General features: G+C 62.1%; 16 protein-coding genes and 2 pseudogenes. 14 read left to right on the top strand and 4 right to left on the bottom strand.

The window, feature by feature from the left end; genetic code table 11:
• Positions 1-590: 590 nt before the first annotated feature.
• Entirely contained in the window at positions 591-2,057 is a 1,467-nt protein-coding gene (locus BG61_RS11535) for a UvrD-helicase domain-containing protein (protein WP_035938475.1), read from the top strand.
• 519 nt (positions 2,058-2,576) lie between these two features.
• Here the strand turns inward: BG61_RS11535 and BG61_RS11530 are convergent.
• Positions 2,577-3,434: a PA4780 family RIO1-like protein kinase gene (locus BG61_RS11530; protein ID WP_035938477.1), complete on the bottom strand. Its 858-nt coding sequence runs from the start codon at positions 3,432-3,434 to the stop codon at positions 2,577-2,579.
• 489 nt (positions 3,435-3,923) lie between these two features.
• Between BG61_RS11530 and BG61_RS11525 the strand changes: the two genes are divergently transcribed.
• The 7 genes from BG61_RS11525 (at position 3,924) to BG61_RS11495 (ending at position 11,462) form a co-directional block, all read left to right on the top strand.
• On the top strand, positions 3,924-4,316 hold the full coding sequence (locus BG61_RS11525) for a potassium channel family protein (protein WP_035938479.1): 393 nt from the start codon (positions 3,924-3,926) through the stop codon (positions 4,314-4,316).
• Between the two features lie 1,102 nt (positions 4,317-5,418).
• On the top strand, positions 5,419-5,676 hold the full coding sequence (locus tag BG61_RS11520; protein ID WP_051672431.1) for a hypothetical protein: 258 nt from the start codon (positions 5,419-5,421) through the stop codon (positions 5,674-5,676).
• A 227-nt stretch (positions 5,677-5,903) separates the two neighbouring features.
• Entirely contained in the window at positions 5,904-6,161 is a 258-nt protein-coding gene (locus BG61_RS11515; protein ID WP_035938480.1) for a YtcA family lipoprotein, read from the top strand.
• A 21-nt stretch (positions 6,162-6,182) separates the two neighbouring features.
• The gene (gene mdtN / locus BG61_RS11510; RefSeq protein ID WP_035938482.1) at positions 6,183-7,241 is read left to right on the top strand and encodes a multidrug transporter subunit MdtN; all 1,059 of its coding nucleotides are present in this window, start codon (positions 6,183-6,185) and stop codon (positions 7,239-7,241) included.
• Positions 7,242-7,250: 9 nt separating this feature from the next.
• Positions 7,251-9,350 (top strand): FUSC family protein, encoded by a 2,100-nt coding sequence (locus BG61_RS11505; RefSeq protein ID WP_035938484.1) that lies wholly within the window; start codon positions 7,251-7,253, stop codon positions 9,348-9,350.
• Positions 9,347-10,834 (top strand): MdtP family multidrug efflux transporter outer membrane subunit, encoded by a 1,488-nt coding sequence (locus BG61_RS11500; RefSeq protein ID WP_035938486.1) that lies wholly within the window; start codon positions 9,347-9,349, stop codon positions 10,832-10,834. The genes BG61_RS11505 and BG61_RS11500 overlap by 4 nt, the downstream gene beginning before the upstream one ends.
• 259 nt (positions 10,835-11,093) lie before the next feature.
• A complete protein-coding gene (locus tag BG61_RS11495) occupies positions 11,094-11,462 on the top strand; it encodes a BON domain-containing protein (protein WP_035938487.1) in 369 nt (122 codons plus the stop codon).
• Between the two features lie 476 nt (positions 11,463-11,938).
• Here BG61_RS11495 and BG61_RS11490 read toward each other — a convergent pair whose 3' ends face one another.
• Positions 11,939-12,409 (bottom strand): ribonuclease, encoded by a 471-nt coding sequence (locus BG61_RS11490; protein WP_035938488.1) that lies wholly within the window; start codon positions 12,407-12,409, stop codon positions 11,939-11,941.
• Between the two features lie 213 nt (positions 12,410-12,622).
• Positions 12,623-13,681: a DMT family transporter gene (locus BG61_RS11485; protein WP_035938495.1), complete on the bottom strand. Its 1,059-nt coding sequence runs from the start codon at positions 13,679-13,681 to the stop codon at positions 12,623-12,625.
• A 137-nt stretch (positions 13,682-13,818) separates the two neighbouring features.
• On the opposite strand from BG61_RS11485, the gene BG61_RS11480 reads away from it, so the two are divergent.
• The 6 genes and pseudogenes from BG61_RS11480 to BG61_RS11460 all read left to right on the top strand — a co-directional run bounded on the left by BG61_RS11480 (position 13,819) and on the right by BG61_RS11460 (position 17,465).
• On the top strand, positions 13,819-14,802 hold the full coding sequence (locus BG61_RS11480; RefSeq protein ID WP_035938496.1) for a chromate resistance protein ChrB domain-containing protein: 984 nt from the start codon (positions 13,819-13,821) through the stop codon (positions 14,800-14,802).
• Positions 14,799-15,983, top strand: a complete 1,185-nt coding sequence (locus BG61_RS11475; RefSeq protein WP_035938497.1) for a chromate transporter — start codon at positions 14,799-14,801, stop codon at positions 15,981-15,983. Before BG61_RS11480 ends, BG61_RS11475 begins: the two co-directional genes overlap by 4 nt.
• A 33-nt stretch (positions 15,984-16,016) precedes the next feature.
• Positions 16,017-16,751, top strand: a complete 735-nt coding sequence (locus BG61_RS11470; RefSeq protein WP_232256409.1) for a superoxide dismutase — start codon at positions 16,017-16,019, stop codon at positions 16,749-16,751.
• A gap of 5 nt (positions 16,752-16,756) precedes the next feature.
• A pseudogene (locus tag BG61_RS43925) lies at positions 16,757-16,954 on the top strand (chromate resistance protein ChrB domain-containing protein); the annotation flags it as partial.
• A pseudogene (locus BG61_RS43920) lies at positions 16,931-17,041 on the top strand (quinone oxidoreductase); the annotation flags it as partial. The pseudogenes BG61_RS43925 and BG61_RS43920, both read left to right, overlap by 24 nt.
• Before the next feature lie 154 nt (positions 17,042-17,195).
• Positions 17,196-17,465: a hypothetical protein gene (locus BG61_RS11460; RefSeq protein ID WP_035938685.1), complete on the top strand. Its 270-nt coding sequence runs from the start codon at positions 17,196-17,198 to the stop codon at positions 17,463-17,465.
• 177 nt (positions 17,466-17,642) lie between these two features.
• Here the strand turns inward: BG61_RS11460 and BG61_RS11455 are convergent, their stop codons facing one another.
• Complete coding sequence (locus tag BG61_RS11455) at positions 17,643-19,361, bottom strand: SulP family inorganic anion transporter (RefSeq protein ID WP_035938501.1); 1,719 nt, start codon at positions 19,359-19,361, stop codon at positions 17,643-17,645.
• Positions 19,362-19,489 lie beyond the last annotated feature (128 nt).

Raw genomic sequence — 19,489 nt, 5'->3', positions numbered from 1 at the left:
GATGTTCCAGTTGTGGCTGGAGCATCAGAAAGTTGCGACGATGCGCCCGCTTGCCGCCCGGGCAACCGACCTGGCTTACATGGTCGGCTGAATCGCAATATGACGCTAGACGAACTTGCAGTTTGTAGCCACAGCCGGTGGCAACCCAATGAAGGCAGACACGCTGCTCAATTGTGTGCGGGGGCCTTGCGCGAAGCTGACGCTTCGGCCCCTGACGAGAGCCCTCGTCTTTGCGTAACACCTTGGCCATCATCACCTCATTGCTGGCAAGACCAACGAACCAGTGAGCAACCTGCTTGGGCTATCGAGTCATCGAACCGCGACGCGGCTGCGGCAGACGCTCGAGGGCCGTACGCTACACCACATCATCCGCGAGTGAGGTGGCACTTCAACCACGCGAATTGAACGGCCGGCTCCCGAGGGGAACCGATGCCTGATTGTTCGCGGGCAGTGCGAGCGAATGACGTTTCATGGCGGCGGATAGAAACCTGCACACAAGCGCCGGGGCGATTAGGCGCCGCGGACGGCGCATGTTTCCAAAGGCATTTTCCGGCACACTACGAACATTCTCCACTCCCCCCGCAACGTGTATGCCCCATTCGTTCAAGCCTACCGCCGAACAACATGCTGTCGTCGAGGCGGTTCGTGGGGGTGGCGACCTGAAGATCAAGGCGTATGCCGGGGCGGGAAAGACTTCGACGCTACGACTGATTGCCGATCATCTCACTGGCAGGCGCGGCAGCTATCTCGCCTTCAACAAGGAGATCGCTGAACACGCTCGCCGCGGCTTTCCACCCAATGTCAGCGCACGCACGGTGCATTCGCTCGCATATGCGTCCGTGTCTCGTGCCCTGACCGCGCGCGTGAACCTAACGGCCGAGCCACCGCACGAATTGGCCACCCGCTACGGGCTCGGGCCGATAGAGGTGCCCACCATCACCGGCAAGACCGTCGAAGTCACGCCATTCGAAATTGGTCGGATGGTCGCCGACGGCCTGGGGCGGTTTTGCCGCTCGGCGCAATTGCAACCCGAGGCTTTCCACATCCCTGTCGACGAAAAGGTGGAGGACAAGGCCGCCGACTGGCTGCGCGAATCGCTGCTTCCCTACGTAGCGCGCCTGTGGAATGAAAGCACTGATCCACGCGGACGAAGCGCTATCGCGCCGGACGTCTACCTGAAAGTCTGGGCGCAGACGGAACCTCGTATCGAGGCGGATTTCATCCTGTTCGACGAGGCGCAGGACAGCGACGGCGTCATGCTCTCGACGCTGGGCCTTCAGCGCCACGCGCAGATCATCTATGTCGGCGATCCCTACCAGCAAATCTATGAGTGGCGCGGCGCCGTGAATGCAATGGCGCAGATCGATGCGCCCGAGCGTGCGCTAACCGAATCGTTCAGGTTCGGACCTGCATTCGCGGCACTCGCGAGTCGTATCCTGTCTCTGCTTGGCGAGCGCACTCCGATTCGGGGCCAGGACGGCATCGGGTCCATCATGGTCGAAGACCCGAATATCTCGCCCCCGGTCGACGCGATCTTGTGTCGCAAGAACGTGACCGCGATCTGGCAATTGGCCGCGGGCGTCGAAGCGGGTCACAAGGCGGCGATCCGGATGAGCCCCACGGAGATCGTGTCATTTGCAGACGGCGCCGATCAATTGCTCGCTGGCAGGCGAGCTTTCCGGCCGGCGGCGTTTTCGCTATTCGAGAGCTGGAAGGAAGCTCAATCGTTCGCCCGGAGCGCGGTTGGGCGAGACCTGCTGCCGATCGTGCGAATCATTGATGAGTTCGGTAGCGGCTATCTGCGGGAGCTTGCGCGCCGAGCTATACCGGAGGCAGGCGCCGACTACGTAATCTCGACCGTGCACCGCGCCAAGGGGCTGCAATGGAAACGAGTGAAGGTAGCCAACGACTTTCGCTTCAAGGCCGTTGACGGGCGTCTGACGCTGGATGAAGACGAGATGCGACTGCTTTACGTGGCGGTGACGCGCGCCCAGCACGTGCTGGACATTTCCGAGCTACGCGAGGAGCTTCTGCGATTGTTCAACCCGCGACGGTGACGGACATCGCACTGTAGAGCGTTCGTCGCAAGCCGTTGCAGACCTTCACGCCTCGCGCACGAATGTCGGCTTGCGGCATTGAAACGACCAGTTGTGTGCAGTGCTCGAGGGGAATCATGACCAGCGTGACGCATGCGGCGTTGTCCCCGGACGGCGTTACGGACGCGGCCCGACGATCGCCTGATCGTGGCGCTTCGCAATAACCGCCCGTTCGAAGATCGACCGCGTGATGGCTGACCGGATGATTGCGCGCCTTGCCGCGCGGGGGCGCGGTGAAGGTGCATGAAGCTCTTCTACCTAGTTGGAATGTCGGGCCAATGGGCTAGCCGTGGCGAGAACGGCCGTCCGGTGAGGGCTATGGAAACGCGACTCTGCCCACGAAGTGCCGCCGCCTGGTGCGGAGACGACATTTGAACACCCCCGTGAAGGCGTGGACCGATGTCCGGAGATGGCCGCCGAGCGGCGACATCCCTCGAAGCGCTTCACTTTCGGGCTATCTTCGAGGGACATCGAGCACGATTACCGGCCTGCGCTCATTTCCTGCTGTCGCCGAACTCGCGCGTCTTCCTCAAGACGTGTCTCTTCGATTTCCTGCAGCACGCCATTGAGGTCCACGGGTCGCGTATCGACTTCGATGCGGCCGGTCAATTCGGCATCGACATGCAGCCGCCCTGCTTCGAAGAGCGTCCAGATCTCCGTGCCATAACTCGCGGTGAGTATTTGCGGTGCAAACCGTCCGAAGTACGCGGCCAGGTTATCGACGTCTCGCTTGAGCATCGAGGCGGCTTCGTTGTTGCCGGCTGCGTCGACGGCCTGTGGCAGATCGATGATCACCGGCCCATCCGCTGCCAGCAGGATGTTGTATTCCGACAGGTCGCCGTGAATCACCCCTGCGCAGAGCATGCGGACAACCTGGTTCAGCAGCAGCGCGTGTAGTTCGAGGGCGCGGGCTTCGGTCAGATCGACGTCGTTGAGCCGTGGCGCGACGTCACCCGCCTCGTCGACCACCAGCTCCATCAGCAATACGCCGTCGGTGCAAATATAGGGTTGCGGCACGCGCACACCTGCGTCGGCGAGCCGGAACAGCGCGTCGACTTCGGCGTTCTGCCATGACGCTTCCTGCATCTGACGGCCGTAGCGCGTACCTTTTTCCATTGCCCGCGCCTGCCGGCTGTTTTTGACCTTTCGACCGTCCCGATACGACGCGGCTTGCCGAAAACTGCGCCGCTTCGCGTCCTTGTAGACCTTTGCGCACCGCGTCGATTCGCCGCTGCGCACGACGTAGACTGTTGCCTCTTTGCCGCTCATCAGCTGGCTGATGACTTCGTCGATGAGTCCTTCTTCGAGAAGCGGTGCAAGTCGTTTGGGTATTTTCATACGAGCGCCGGCCGCCGCTCGTGGAACGTGCATTCCATACGCGTGGATGGTGAATGGCCGGCCGAGGTATGCGCGACCAACAAACCGATGAATCGCGCAGCCGGTGCTGCCGCTCGTATGCTTGCTGCGTGGGAGAGAGATGGAGTCATGCCGGATTATAAGGGAGGCCGAGGCGAGCCGGCGCAAATCGCTTGGCGACTGCCTCGACGCATGGCCGCCGCAGTTCCAGACCGCTCGCTGCGTGGCACAACGGGCAGCACGCGATCGGTTCCCCCCAGCATCACCTTCGGACGATGGACGGCGTTATATTGACAACGTCGAAGCGCTGCTCGCGATCAGCCAAAGCGAGTCATCGGACACGGCCGGACCGGTCGGGAAGCTGGAACATCAGGTCGGCACAAAAGGGCACGGCAACCAGAAGGCCCATGCGCCTCGCGAAGGACCAGACGTGTTTGCAGCCTGCTTCGCGAGATTGCGAGAGGTTCCATCATGGACAATGTCAAGAAAGCCCCGGACAGCACCTTGCACGCTCGCCACGTGTTCGAGGAATTTGCCAGGATCATCTGGTATCTACGTTCGATTCTCGCCGCCCTGCTGGCGATTTTCGTGCTGCTTTCGGCCGTCATGTATTACGCGGGTGGACCAATCGAAGCGGCAAACGGTGCACCGCCCTCCTTTGGGCAGACGCTGTACTTCTGCACGGTAACGGCGCTTACCATCGGGTACGGTGATGTGGTTCCCACGACTACCCTGGGCCGGATCGACGCGATTTTGCTCGGAGTGGTGGGCGTGTTAATGACCGGCGTCGTCACCGCTGCGGCGGTGCGCAGCCTCGAGCAGGCATCGCATCGGGATGACCTCCGGGAACAGGGCCAGCGCTAACGCTCCTGTTTGTGCGCTGGGATCGTATGGCTACCATTGGTCCAATCATGCAGCGCCCAATACACGAATCCGTGCCTCCTACCGCCTCATGAACACTGAGGAAATTACTTCGACTTAAGCCGCCGAGGCAATATGTAACAGCATCAATCAGTCGTGGCGATCCGTGGGAAATGATTCGATCCGTGACATCACGGCTGAACGCTACGCGGTTCGCGATCGCTTTGCTCGCTTTTGGGTGCGCTTTTGCCGGCGCGCTGATCGGCCTGTACCTGACCGACCGACATGCTTCCCGAGCACCACCTGCGGCGTCGTCAAAGTCTCGATCGCGCCGTTGCTCGATGCTGCTGTTCAGCTTGGGCAACAGGCGCGCTTACTTCAGAATCACGCTTGCCTCGGCATTGCGAGTCCTTCCGCAAGCGCGGAGCGAGTCACAAGGCCCGTACGTTCGCTCAAATCAAGCAACTGTGTCATCTGCACAGCTTCTTTAACGATATCGATAATAAGGCGCGAGAGCGCCCCTCGCGCGCAGTTGGCGGTCGCGATAGTGCCCGCCTTTGGGTGCCGAACGGCCGTGTCGTGGCCTATACTAATGACGGAAGATGGCTGAACGTGTTTCGCGGAAAGCCTTCGGCACAGAACGCTTTTCGCTGTCGTCGCCCGCCACCTGATCGCAATCGCAGGCCTTCGGGAATGGTCCGTATCGGTCTCACAAATTGCCACGGTCGGCCGTCTACTGTCGCGCTCCGCCTGGTACCGGGACGGCTTTAGCATATATCAATCTATTGTCGCACTTACAGTAAAGCGCAAACCCACTTTTATTCCTCTGCCGACGAACACGTTGAGAGCAATTCCCAAGAAGAATATTCCACGCTGCGTATTGGCGCCATTGAACCTTGGGCTACGAGTGACGTGCCCACCGCACGCATAGTCTTTCAGATAAAACGATGATGCCGGCCGCGCGGCTTGAGGCGAGAATCGCTCACGATACATCCAGACAGAACATGACGACGACCAATCCCGACTACGCGGTCCTGGTCTATCTTCTGACGCGACCGCGCAAAGGGCGCGCTCGCGCGGATGCGTACTGACCAGGGAGCGTGGCATGCCCGGATTCGAACTCGGGCTCTGGGATTACGCGACATTTGCCACGTCGTTCCTCGCGGGCGGTGCCGGGATTCTGATCTACATCGGGATCGCCGGGTTGCCGGTGCGAATCGCGCTCATGCGCTATCACCCGGAAGCGGAAGCGCTCGAGCCGATGGATTTGGCACCGCACTCCTGCCTACGGCATTGCCATGTATTCAACCGTCATCCCGGAGAAGGATGCCCATTTGAACGGCGCCGCCCCACACGCTTCTAGAGCGCTCCCATCCGGCGCCAGGCACCCGTCGGATCGCGGTACGAAATGCGGAGGAAGGAAATCGATGCTACTCGGGTAAGGAAGCGGCGCGGGACAAAGGCCCCGACGGCACGCTGCCGAGCTTCGGCTCGCGAACAAGCGGCCCACGGGGCGAAACGTAACGCAAATACCAGCGAGACTTACGACCTTGGAGCGCTTACGTGCGGCTCTTCAGATGGGCAGGCCTGATGCGTGCAATCGGCGTCGCCGTGGTTGCCACGGTGCCGACGTCAGGATGCGCGTATGCGCCGTCCATCAGCGTGCTCGGCGCCTACTTCCCGGACTGGCTGTTCTGCATCGTCGCGGGCGTCGTGCTTACGGTCATCTTCTACCTGATCCTGCAACGTGCCCGGCGCGGTGAATGGCTGTGGCCTTCAGCAGTGGTATATCCGACACTCGTTACGTTTTTTGCACTCGCGTTCTGGTTGATTCTGTTTCCACATTGAATCTCCATACGGGTGGATCCGATGACGACGACCGCCAGCAAGACACCGAACAGAAAATGGCCGGCCATTGTGCTGGTTGTCGTGACCGTGCTTCTGCTGATCTTCGTCATCCGGCTGCTGGATCGCGCGCCGCGCACCGATGATGCGTATGCCTACGCGGATACGATAGACGTCGTGCCGGAGGTCAACGGGCGCATTGTCGAACTCGCCGTGCATGACAACCAGGCGGTGAAGCAAGGCGATCTGCTGTTTCAGGTCGATCCGCGTCCATATCAGGATGCGCTGACTCGGGGAAAAGCCTCCCTTATCGCACTCGACAGGCAGATCGAGCTAACCCAGCGCACCGTCAACGCGCAGCAGTACAACGCGCAGTCTGTGCGTGCTGCCGTCGAACGCACGCGCGCAGCGGCTACTCTGGCGGCTGATACCCTGCACCGCACCGAACCGCTGCTGCCGCAAGGCTATGTGTCAGCGGAAGATGTCGACCGCGCCCGAACTGCGCACCGGGCGGCGCAGGCAGAACTCAACGCAGCGCAACTGCAGGCGCGACAAGCCGCAGCGGCCATCAGCGGCGTCGATGCGCTGGTCGCGCAGCGTGCGGTCGTGCTGGCGGAGATCTCCATCGCCGAGTTGAATCTCGAATATTCGACCGTGCGCGCTCCGTTCGACGGACGCGTCGTCGCCTTGAAAACCTCCACCGGGCAATTCGCATCCGTGCTCAAGCCGGTCTTCACGTTGATCGATACGCGCCGCTGGTACGTGGTCGCGAACTTTCGCGAGACCGAACTGATGGGCATTCAAGCCGGCACACCTGCCACGGTCTATCTGATGAGCGATACGAGCCAGCGCTTTCAGGGCACCGTCGATTCGATTGGCTACGGCGTGGCCCCCGAGGAAGGCGGCTTTGGCTTGTCAGGCGGGTTGCCGCGCATTCAGCGCACGCTCAACTGGGTCCATGTGGCGCAGCGCTTTCCGGTGAAGATCCGCGTCGAGAACGCCAATCCGGAGCTGTTTCGCATCGGTACGTCGGCGGTTGCGGTGCTGCATGCCGATCGCAGCAACGACGGCGAACACCAGTGAGGAGCGGGTATGCCTGTGGCCGATTACCTGCCCGTCACGCTTCGCGACACCGGCTCGTTTCTCAAGAACGAGCTTGCACCGTATCCGGGGCGGCTCAACGTGATGCTGCGCTGCATGCTGACGAGCGCGATCGTGATCGTCGCGTCGATGGCGCTCGAGGTGCCGTCGCTCGCGCTTTCGCTGCTGGTCGTGTTTTACGTCACGCAGTCGAACGTGGTGATCACGCGGCTGGTCGCCCTGATGTTCATCGCCGGATCGACACTCGCAATCGGCCTCTCGATCCTGCTGCTGAAGTTCACCTTCGACTACCCGCTGCTGCGCATCGTCATCGCCAGTCTTCTGTTCTTCGGCAGCGTATATCTGATACGGGTTCTGAAAATCGGCGTCGTGTTCTTCATTGTCGCGATCGTCATCATCTACGTGCAGTCGTTCGTCGACCAGACCGATCAGTCCGACCTGCTGATTCGTGCGGTGCTATGGGTGTGGGTCGCGGTGAACTATCCGATCGCGCTGACACTCGTGGTCAACACGCTGCTGCTGCCTGCCGAGCCGGCATTGCAGCTGAAGGCGGAAATGCATCGGCAGCTTGCGGCCGTGGAAGCGCGCCTGACACATCTGATCGACGGCGGCCCGGACTTCGCACCGATCACGCTGTCAGAAGTCCAGCAAGGCGCGCTCGCCCTGCAAAAGCTGCTGCGGTTCGCGATGATGCGCGATAGCCGATATCGCGAGCACCAGACGTTGCAACTCGCCTGCATCGCAACGGTGTCGCGGCTCTATCGCGGGGCAAGCGAACTGCCCGCCAGTCTGCCGGGGGCATCGGCTGACCAGCTTGCGATGCTGCGCGAGTTGCGCGCGAACTGCCGCGCGCTCGACAAATCGGTTGGTGCGGACCAGCCCTATGGTTACGTGGCCACGGCAACGCCTGACGAGCGCCAGGCTGCCGACACGATCGCGGCAGCAGGCGAGTTGCAGCGAGCACTGCACGCGTTCGCCAATCTCGGCGCGAACGGCACCGCGACAGGCAAGCCGCCCGCGAAGGAGCCAATGGTGGTGCCGGATGCGTGGACGAACCCGGCATACGTGCGCTTCTCGCTGAAAACGCTGCTTGCCGTGCTGGTCTGCTACGTCTTCTACAACGCGGTCGACTGGCAAGGCATCCACACCATCATGCTGACTTGCGTGATCGTCGCGCTGCCGAGTCTTGGCGCCTCGACGCGGCACGCCCTGCTGCGTCTGGGCGGGGCCGTGATGGGCAGTGCGCTGGCGCTGTTCATGGTCGTGTTCGTCATTCCGCGGCTCGACGACATCGTTGGTTTGCTGCTCATGACCTTGCCGGTCGTCGTGCTCGGGGCGTGGATATCGGCCGGTTCGGAACGCATCGGCTACGCGGGCGTCCAGGTGGTGTTCACGTTCTCGCTCGCGTTGCTCGAACAGTTCAGTCCCACCACGAATCTGACTGAAATCCGCGATCGGATGGTCGGCATTCTGCTGGGTGTCGGCGTATCGACCTTCGTGCAGATGGCGTTCTGGCGCGAGGGCGAGGCAGACGTGCTGCGGCAGAAGCTGGCGTCGATGCTGCGCACAGTCGCCGCGCTGCTACGCGCGCCGCGCGTAGGTGAAGCATCGACGGAGCAATTGCAATATGCGCAGCAGCAGCTGCAAGCGTGGGCCGTGCTGGCCGATTGTGAAGCGACGCTGTCGCGCGTCGCGCTCGAGCCGAGTTGGCAGGAGGGCGAACAAGAGCTATTGACGCTGCGCGCGCAAACGGTTCTCGCGCAAGGCCGCGAGATCATGGTGTCGAGCAACGTGCTGCGCAATGCACTGGCTGCGCGGGAGGCCAGCTTCAGTCGGGCAGTTCACGACGCAGCGCGAGCAGCTCAGGAACGGGCCGTCGCCAGTCTCGCCCGTTACGCCGACCAGCTCGCAACCGATCCGCCGGTTGCGCACATGCCGCTACGCATCGAGATTGCCGTACAGCCGGCCGAACCGGGCGACGCGCCGCTCATCGCTGCTGCAGAAGATCTGTCGCGCCAGGTATCTGGACTGCCTGACTGGCGCGTTGCGGCATCGGCTCCCGCGCCTTCTTCGCAAGTCGTACGAACATGAGCACGCAACGGTGTCCCCGCGTATCGTCGAACCTTCGTCGCGGCTTTTGCGTCGCGGGGCTGCTGTGCATGCTGGCGGGCTGTGCGCTTATCCATGAAAACGGCACCCCATACGCGCAAATCCAGCCCGAGCAGATCAATCTGGCCAGCGATATCCATCTCGCGCGCGACGGCTGGCCCGCCGCACGCTGGTGGACGCACTATCGTGATCCGCAACTCGACGCGCTGATCGATCGCGCATTGGCGGATGCGCCGACGATGGTAATCGCGCGCACGCGCGTCGCGCAGGCGAAGTCGGATGTCGAGCTCGCCAGGTCGGGGTCGAGCCTGCAGGTAAGCGCTCTCGCCCTGCTCAATCGCCAGCATGTATCCGCGAGCGGCTTTCTCGGCCCGTTCGCGATGAACGATCCGGCCGAGGGTCTGACGGGCCCATGGTACACCGAGGGCATCGTAGGGCTGAACGCGAGTCTCAACATCGACATCTGGGGCAAGCAGCGCGCGGAGATCGCGGCCTCGCTCGGTGTGAGCAATGCGCGGCTCGCGGAGACGTCCGCGGTCGAACTCGAAATCTCGACCGACGTCGCGCAGTTGTACTACGGCATCCAGACCACGTACCAGCTGATCGATCTGCTGGAGGAATCACGCGCGGTGGCGGCGTTCGCAGTAGAAGCGCACGACGCGCGGGCGGCCCGTGGCCTCGAGGCGCGCACGCAACTCGAAGAAGCCCGCGCGCAGCAGCTGGCAGCCGAACAGCAGATCGTCGTGGCGCAAGGACAGATCAAGCAGTTCCGTGAATCGTTGCGGGCATTGATCGGCACGGGTCCGGACGGCCTTCCCGTCATCGAGCCGGTAGCGCTGCCGCGCGTGCAGGGCAGCTTGCCGGACACGCTCTCGTACGAATTGCTCGCGCGGCGCCCCGACCTGCAGGCGCTGAGATGGTATGTACAGTCGTCGTTCGATCGCATCGATGCAGCAAAGGCAGCGTTCTATCCGAGCTTCGACATCAAGGCGTTCTTCGGCTTCGACGCGCTGCACCTCGGTGATCTGTTCACGCATGCGAGCCAGCAGATCAACCTCATTCCCGGCCTATATCTTCCGATCTTCGATGGTGGCCGGTTGAATGCGAACCTGGGCGGTGCGCGTGCAGTGAGCAATACGCTGATCGAACAATACAACCAGGCCGTTCTCAATGCGGTGCGCGACGTCGCGCAGACCGGCAGCCGCCTGCAGGTGCTCGATGCTCAGACTCAGTTGCAGAAGCAGCGGATCGACTCTGTCGCGTTCGTCAGGGACAGCGCCGAGGCGCACTATCAACGCGGACTGGCGAGCCGTCTGACGGCGCTTGAGGCACGCCAGCCGGTGATTGCGGAACAGGTTTCCCTGCTCACGCTTAACGGTCAGATGCTGAGTCAGGAGATTGTGCTCACGAAGGCGCTTGGCGGCGGCTATCGCGCCGATCCGCCAGTCGAATTGAAGCCGCGTTGAACGGCAATTTCAGAAATGCTGGACGCGAGGCGACTCGAACTCGGTACGGTACACCGAATTAAACCTGCGGTGGCACTGGGCTCGGCGCTACGCGTCGCCCGTTGCAACAGAACTTTGCATCAGGTCTTGCGGTCACCGCACCGGTTGTCACACTGCCAATGCGACTGCCGCACGATTTCGTAGCCCAAGCCGCCAAGGAGATGCGGTTCGTCCGAAGTAGCAACTGTGCGAAGCAATAAGCGAAACAAAAGGAGAAGCCATGAAAGCAGTCGATATGCTGAAGGCGCTGGGTGTAGTGGTATGCGTGGCGATGGCGTCGAACGCCTACGCCCAGGCGAGTGACGCCGCCGCGTCCCCCGCTACGGCCGCGTCGGCCAAGGCAGCGAAGAAAGCTACCAAGAAGACCGACCACCAGCTCGAGGTGGATGTTCGTCGCGCGTTGTCGAAAGCGCAAGGCTTCGACGTGTCGAAGGTGTTCGTGAAAGCGCGAAGCGGCGCGGTCGTGCTGACCGGCACCGTGCCGGAGGGCAACCAGATCGGCCAGGCCGAGGAAATCGCGAAGGCCGTGCCCGGCGTCAAGTCCGTTTCCAACAAAATCTCGCTCGGCACGCAGGGCGGCGGAGGCTGAGCGGGCATCACGCGTCGCCGTACTCCTGAAGCGCGGCGATGCGTGCCGGTCGTACGGCCAGGTGGGCTTTGGTGTTCGCGCCGGGGCCCGTCGTTGTTTGGCGGGGTGTAGACAAGATACGCGTCTCGTGGCAGACGGTACGTCGTGTCCGCGAGATCCTTTACTGCGCCGCGCGCTGTACGCGATCCGGCAGACCGCACGACTGCAACCGACCAATATCCGCAGAACGTCTGCCAAAGAAATGCCCTTGGTGTTCCAAGGCAAGACACTCGCCCTGTACCGGATGGAAAGACGTGCTCACTCTGAGGACGACGCGGTCTGCGGCGAGTCGACTCGAATACGAGAGGAAGAAGCGGCAGATGACGAGCCCCTGTTACCTCGGCCACTGATCGTGCCATCGCGGCACGGGCTCGGAAAGCACATCGCCCAGGCGTCTCCTGTATCGGAGGCCCCGGGGCGTCTTTCATTGGCTCGAGTTATTCCGTAATACGTTTGAAACTGACGTAGTAATCGTCGGTGTAGTAGCAGTCGCTGGTCTGCTTGCGCGGTCCACCACATACGATGCGGCGCTGCCCGCGATCCGCCGAGCCGGGCGTACGAACCGTGTATGCGTGGTAGTAGCCGCGCGGATGCTGCGGCAGCAATACCGCGCTGTTGCGGAACAAGACACCGTCTTCGCCAAAAGGGAAAGGGCCACCCGCTTTGATCAGACGTAGTGTTTCGGCTGCTTCCCCCGGCAACTGCGCCTTGGTGACAGCGGCCGGCGCGCTCCGCTGCTGCGCGCCCGATGCGGCGGGTGTGTCGCTCGCGGCCTGCTCACGCTGACCCGGCGCCTGACTCGCGGATGCGCCCGGTTCCTGAGTAGCGTTTTGCGACCCGTCCTTGCCGCATCCGCCGAGGATCGCGCTCAACGCGAGGATGCAGGAGAAAGCCCAAGCTCGGTTCACGATACGGTTGTCTCCGGGTTGACCAGCATCCGACGACCACGAACGATTTAAGGGTATCGCTAATAGCAGAGTGAATCAATGTCTGCCGGAACGATGAGCAGGCGACAGGACGGAGACGGTCCTAATCAGTCAGTATTCGAAGATGGTCATATGCAAGACGCCCCAGCAACCCATTCCCATAGGCATCGAAGCTTCCTCATTGCCAGGTTCCCGTCAATGCTGATGCCGGTGATGAACATCCGGGAAATGGGCGTGCGAATGGGTAATGGGCAGATGCACGTGTGGGTGCGTATGCGGCTCGTCCCCGGAATAAGCAAATTCGTGTTCGTGCTGGTGATGCTCGTCATGGCGATGCCGATGGGCGTGCGCGAACCGCTCATGCGTGTGTTCATGCTCGTGCCTTTCGCGTACGTGCAGCCAGATGCCGAACGCCATCGAGGCCGCAGCAATCCAGAACGACACGTGCGGCAGTTCGGGCCACATGAGCAGCGAGAGCGCCACACCGAATAGCGGCGCTACAGAGAAGTACGCTCCGGTACGAGCCGTGCCGAGATGCCGAAGCGCAACCACAAACAGGGTGAGACTCACGCCATAGCCGGCAAGTCCCGTGAGCATTGCTGCACCGACCGTACCTGCTCCCGGCAGTGACGCGCCGGTCGCAAATGCGATCGCGAGATTCACAGGCCCTGCAATCAGGCCCTTCAGGCACGCGATCACCATCGCATCATGCGCCGAGACCTTCCGCGTGAGGTTGTTGTCGATCGCCCAACAAAGACAGGCGCCGACGATCAGCAACGCGCCAGCCGGCACCCCCGTCTCGCCAGGATGCCAGGAGAGGATGACGCCTCCTGCAACGATGGCCAGCATGCCGAGGAACACCTGAACGTCGACGTTCTCGCGGAACACAACCCATGCGATGACGGCGGTCAATACGCCTTCAAGATTCAGCAGGAGTGAACTGGTTGCCGCCGGTGTACTCGACAAGCCGAGCATCAGCAACGCGGGACCCGCGATACCGCCAGCAGCGATCGCTCCGGCCAGCCAGGGCCACTCGGCTCGATTAATCCGGTGGTGGCCATTTTCTGAACCGGACGTGCGCAGTCGGCGCAAGAGGATGCCTGTGCCGAGGCCGACCCCGCTACCGAGGTAGAACAGCCCCGCAACCATGAACGGAGACATCGAGCCGAGGAGCACCTTGGCAAGCGGGGTAGCGGCGCCAAAGAGCGCTGCCGCGGCAAGCGCCGTAAATATCGCGCTGAATCTCGAGTTCATGGACAGGACGTGGATGCATCAAAAGGACAGTGTATTGGCCGGCATCTTTCGATCCGCAACAACCTGTATGCCGGAAGTGTAACTCAGCCAGGAAAGTTAACTTGTAGAGTCGGTGACACGTGAGTAGCATACTCTACATGAACACTCTCCTGATCTGGTCGCTCCTGGTCCTGACGCTTCCCACAGAGAACGCGACAGCACGCATGCGCTTCTGGCGCGCGCTCAAAGCCAAGGGCTGCGCGGTGCTGCGCGACGGGATCTATCTGTTGCCTTACACGGCCGAACGCGAAGACATGCTGCGCGAACTGGCTGCGTCCATTGCCGATAGCGGCGGGACGGCGCATCTGCTGCGCGCCCCGAGCCTCGACACGTCGCAGGAGACCGAATTCCGTGCGCTCTTCGACCGCGCCGACGAGTACGCCGGTTTCGTCCGGGCGCTCGCCGACGCTCGCAAGACCGTTTCCGGCCAGTCGGCGGCCGAATTGACCAAGCTCGTGCGGCGGTTGCGCAAGGATTACGAGACTCTTGTTGCGATCGACTATTTCCCCGCCGAATCGGCCACGCGTGCCGAAGCGGCCTGGCAGGATTTCGTCGCCCACGTCGACACGGTGCTGTCGCCTGGCGAACCGCATCCGGCCGACCGTGCAATCCGCGCCCTCTCCGTCGCGGACTATCAGGGCCGGACGTGGGCGACGCGGCAGCGCCTGTGGGTCGATCGCGTGGCAAGCGCGTGGCTCATCCGCCGCTTCATCGATCGCGACGCACGCTTTGTCTGGCTTACGTCGCCAGACGCCTGCGCGGCTGACGCGCTTGGTTTCGACTTCGATGGCGCGGCATTTACGCATGTCGGCGAACGCGTCACGTTCGAAGTGCTGCTTGCGAGCTTCGGTCTGGAAAGTGATGCGGCGCTGCAGCGGCTCGGCGCAATGGTTCATGCGCTCGACGTCGGTGGTGCGCCGGTGCCCGAGGCGAGCGGTTTCGAAGCGATCATGGCCGGTGCCCGTGAGCGCGCGGCGGACGACGACCAGTTGCTCGATGAAATGAGCCATGTGCTCGATTCGATGTACACGCACTTCGCCGCGAGCGCGAAGAACGGCAGTGATACCGGGAAGCGCTCATGAGCACGGCGACCGCATCGGCGCCCGGCTACACGCTCGGCCAGATGACGCGATATATGCTGAAGCTCGGCACCCTCGGGTTCGGCGGACCGGTGGCGCTTGTCGGCTACATGCGCCGGGATCTGGTCGAGCAGCGCGGCTGGATCAGCGATTCCGACTACCGCGAAGGCCTGGCACTGGCGCAGATGATGCCGGGCCCGCTCGCCGCACAACTCGGCATCTATCTCGGCTACGTGCACTATCGGATTCTCGGCGCCACGATGGCCGGCCTCGCATTCGTGCTGCCGTCGTTCCTGATGGTTGTCGCGCTCGGCTGGGCGTACGCGCACTTCGGCGGGCTGTCCTGGATGCAGGCGGTCTTTTATGGCGTAGGCGCAGCGGTGGTCGGGATCATTGCGATGAGCGCATACAAGCTCACGACAAAAACCCTGGCTGCCGACAGGCTCCTATGGGTCATTTACCTGACGCTCGCCGCCGTGACGATCGTCACCGAGTCCGAAATCGCGTGGCTCTTCATCGCGGGCGGTCTTGTGAACTGGTTCCGGCGATCGCCGCCGCGATGGCTGGGCAAGGGCGGACTCAACGCGCTTGCCGTGACGCAGGTGCCCGCGTTAAGCGGCGTACTCAGCGGGCTCGATATTTCGTTGCTGGGTCAGATCGGCCTCTTCTTCGCGAAGGCGGGCGCCTTCGTGTTCGGCTCGGGGCTCGCGATCGTTCCGTTCCTGTATGGCGGAGTGGTAACCGAACACCACTGGCTCAATGACAAGCAGTTCGTCGATGCTGTGGCCGTCGCGATGATCACGCCCGGACCCGTCGTCATCACGGTGGGGTTCATCGGTTATCTGGTTGCAGGCTTCGCCGGAGCGTGCGTCGCCGCGCTCGGTACCTTTCTGCCCTGCTATCTGTTCACGGTCCTGCCCGCACCGTATTTCAAGAAATACGGCCGGCTGCCTGCGGTCAAGGCGTTCGTCGACGGCATTACGGCCGCGGCCGTGGGCGCGATCACCGGGTCGGTGATCGTGATCGCGAAGCGCTCGATTATCGACTGGCCGACCGTACTGATCGCCCTTGCCACCGTGTTGCTGCTCTGGCGCTTCAAGAAGCTGCAGGAGCCTGTGATTGTCGTGGCAGCCGCGCTGATCGGCCTTGCTGTCTATCCGCTTGTCCACCTGCACGCCCTTTGACCGGCACGTGCTCGAATTCCGAGGAATGCACACATGGCAACACGTCGTACCTTTCTGCACAACACCGCCGCTGTCGGCGCGGGATTGATGCTGGCACAGGCGCAAACCGTCCATGCCGCAGATGAAACCGGCTACATCGACAAGCTGGTAGACGCCGACGGCAGGTACGCAGCAGCGCCGCTGCCGTTTGCCTACGATGCACTCGAGCCGGTCATCGACGCGCGTACGGTCGAGCTTCACTACACCTTTCACCACAAGCCCGCGGTGGTGGCGGCCAACAAGGCTGAGGAAGCGCTGGCCAAGGCGCGGGATGTGAACGACTTCACGCTCGTGAAGTTCTACGAGAAAGAACTCGCTTTCCAGCTGTCAAGCCACATCCTGCACACGGTCTACTGGACGAGCATATCGGGCAAGGGTGGTGAACCGAAGGGCGAACTCGCGAGGGCGATCGATAAGAACTTCGGTTCGTACGCGAAATTCAAGGCGCAGCTCGCCGCTGCGACCATCGCCACCGAAGCGTCGGGCTGGGGCGTCGTTGGCTATCACCCGGCGACGGGCAAGCTGATGATCCTGCAATGCGAGAACCACCAGAAGCTGACGGCCTGGGGTATCGAGCCTGTCCTCGTGCTGGATGTGTTCGAGCACGCGTACTACCTGAAGTACCAGAACCGCCGCAATGAGTACGTCAACCAGCTGTTCAGTATCGTCAACTGGAACAACGCGGCGCAAAGGTTGCAGGCCGCCACGCCGACGCGCAGACAGGCCTGAGCGCACTGACATGCCTAGCGCGGGAGACGTCGACGAAATGGATCACACGTGAAAGACCGAAGGTCGACCGGATCGCCTGTCCCTGGTTAATTCTTCGTTTCATCGACCGGGACGCCGCGTTTCTCTACGTTCCTCGCGACGACGTGTTGCGTGTCGCCGCGCAACAGCAGGCGATCACATCCGGCACGATCCCACCGTTCGATCCGCAAATTCCCGCGCGCAAGGGCTCCTTGTACCTGACCCGCCCGGGCCTTGCCGACGATATCGCCGATCCAGCCGATGCTCATGACGAAGTAAAGCAACATTCAAGAGACCATGCCGGCAGATGAGCCAGATATGCCGGAGATTGCGCGGCAGCCGAGGTGCGGTAGCGCGTGCATACGGTTTGGGAAACGTAAGGTTCAATTAGGGTAAACTGTGCCTCACACTCTCCCAAGGAACTACATGACACACTACTTGCAGGAAGAGTTATCGTCGTTTTGGGGGCGCCTGACGCCTTATCTCGCGCTATTGGAGACCACGCAGAATGGCGCAACGGGTCCCATCGGACGCGTGACCATCGACATGGAGGACCGGCAGGCGTTCGCGCTCCACATTACCGACGTCAAGTCCGCGGACGATACCTCGGAGACACCCACTGGGCACAGCGCGACCTACACCCGAGTTAAAACCGATGGCGCTGCTTGGGGACCTTGGCTGAAAGAAGTCTATTAGCAGTCGTCCTGAAGCGACGTCTCAACGGCAGTCGTCGCTCTAAAAATGCCACGACGAACTCGTCAATACTCATGGCGAGCGGTACTTCGCGGAACAAGAAAAACCATCGAGCAGTCCGCTATGAATCACTGCTTTCGCGTTGCGTGTGAAGGCAGTGCATCCTTTGCCGCAGACCGCTTACAGTATTCCGGTCTCAGTCGCAGGCGACCTCACGCCTGCGGCCGCGAGGGCCTCGTGCAACGTTTCGAATATGTTCGACTCGCCGACGGTCTGCGTGATGCCGTGCCTGTCCATGTCGGAGCGCAGATAGGGGTTCACTCGTCCGAAAATCACCGTGATGTTCCGCTCATGCAGCGTCTGAATCAGGTCGTCCAGGGTGCGGGCGGCGGAATAGTCGAGATCGGTGATCGCCGCCGCATCGACGATGAGCCAGCGCAACCCATCAGACGCGGAATCAATGAGTTGAGTGATCTCCGACGTGAAAAAGTGATCGTTAGCGAAGAACAGATCCGAGCCAAAACGATAGACGATGAGGCCCGGCGCCGTCACGGCCCCCGGTCTTGCCGGCACGGGCTGCCATCGGCCTGTTGCGGCAGAGGGCTCCAGCACCATCGTATGCGGACGATAGCTGTGCCGCACGTGCCGCATCAGCGACAGTGCAACCGCTAGGAGAATGCCGTGCTCCACGCCCACCATCACGACGGCAGCGGCCGTGATGAGAGCCAGTGTGAATTCACCCGGGCTTTCGCCGCGGATCGCCTTCAGACTCTGCACATTGATCAGACCGAGTGCGATCGTGAACACGATGCCTGCCAGCACGCAATGCGGCAGATATTGCAGCGAGGGGCTCAGAAACAGCAGCACCACGACCACCACCACAGCAAACGCAAGCTGCCCGATCTGGCTGCGGGTGCCCGCGCGTTCGGCCATGGCTGTCTGCGTCGGGCTGCCGTTGACTACGAACGTACCGCCGAACGCAGCAGCCGCGTTCGCTGCGGCCAGTCCAAGGATGTCTGCATTGGTGTCGACTTCCTCGTGATACTGCTGCGCAAACACCCGGGCCGCTGCAGCGCTTTGCGCGATGATCATCACGAAGCATGATGCCGCCGCCGGTACGAGCGCGAGAAACTGCTCCCACGTGACCGCGGGAAAGCGCAACGGCGGCAAGCCGCCATTGATCGGTCCGAGTACCGCGATGCCGTGAGCGGCGAAGTCGAAGGCCTTGCTTGCCGCGATGCTGCCCACCACGGCCACCAGCGGGATCGGCACATGAGGCAAAAGCCGCTTGAAACCCAGGATGGAGCCCACCACCAGCGCTGCGAGCGCAAACGTCGGCAGATTCACGTGGGCGAGATGACTGACCACATAGGCCAGTTGCGCGAGACTCCGCGATGATGGAATGGGGACCGTCATACCGAACATGTCACCGAGCATGGCGATCGAGACCTGAATGCCCACGCCGGCCAGAAAGCCGACCAGTACGGTGCGCGATAGAAAATCGGCGAGAAATCCGAGTCTGAAGATGCGGGCGAGCAATAGCAGCCCCGCCGTCTGAAGCGCGACCATACCTGCCAGCGCCACGTATTCAACGCTCCCCATCGGCGCCATCGTCGAAATCCTGCTGGAGAAGATGGTGGCGGTTGCCGAGTCCGCAGCCACCACGAGATGCCGCGACGCGCCGAAAAGCGCAAACGCGACAAGCGGCAGAAAGGCGGTGTACAACCCGGTCACAGTGGGCATGCCCGCAATGCGTGCGTAACCGAGCACCTGGGGAATATCCATCGACGCGAGCGATATGCCGGCAAGTGCATCGCGCAACGCCGAAGCCCGGTTGACCGGGAGAATGCCCTTCAAAAGGCTCAGGCGCACCGCTCGATTGTCATTTGAATCGCGCATGGTCGTATCGTGTCTTTGGCGGGTTGATTCCCGCATCGTGCCCGGAGCGGGCACACGATGGCAAGCGTTGCTCGCAGAAGCCGCTGGTTGAATGCCGGCTTGAGAGCGTGATCGAATATCCCGGGACC

The sequence above is a fragment of the Caballeronia glathei genome (assembly GCF_000698595.1).
Classification (GTDB): domain Bacteria; phylum Pseudomonadota; class Gammaproteobacteria; order Burkholderiales; family Burkholderiaceae; genus Caballeronia; species Caballeronia glathei.
Note: the sequence above shows the minus strand (reverse complement) of the source record. Positions and strands in the feature narration are given on the sequence as shown.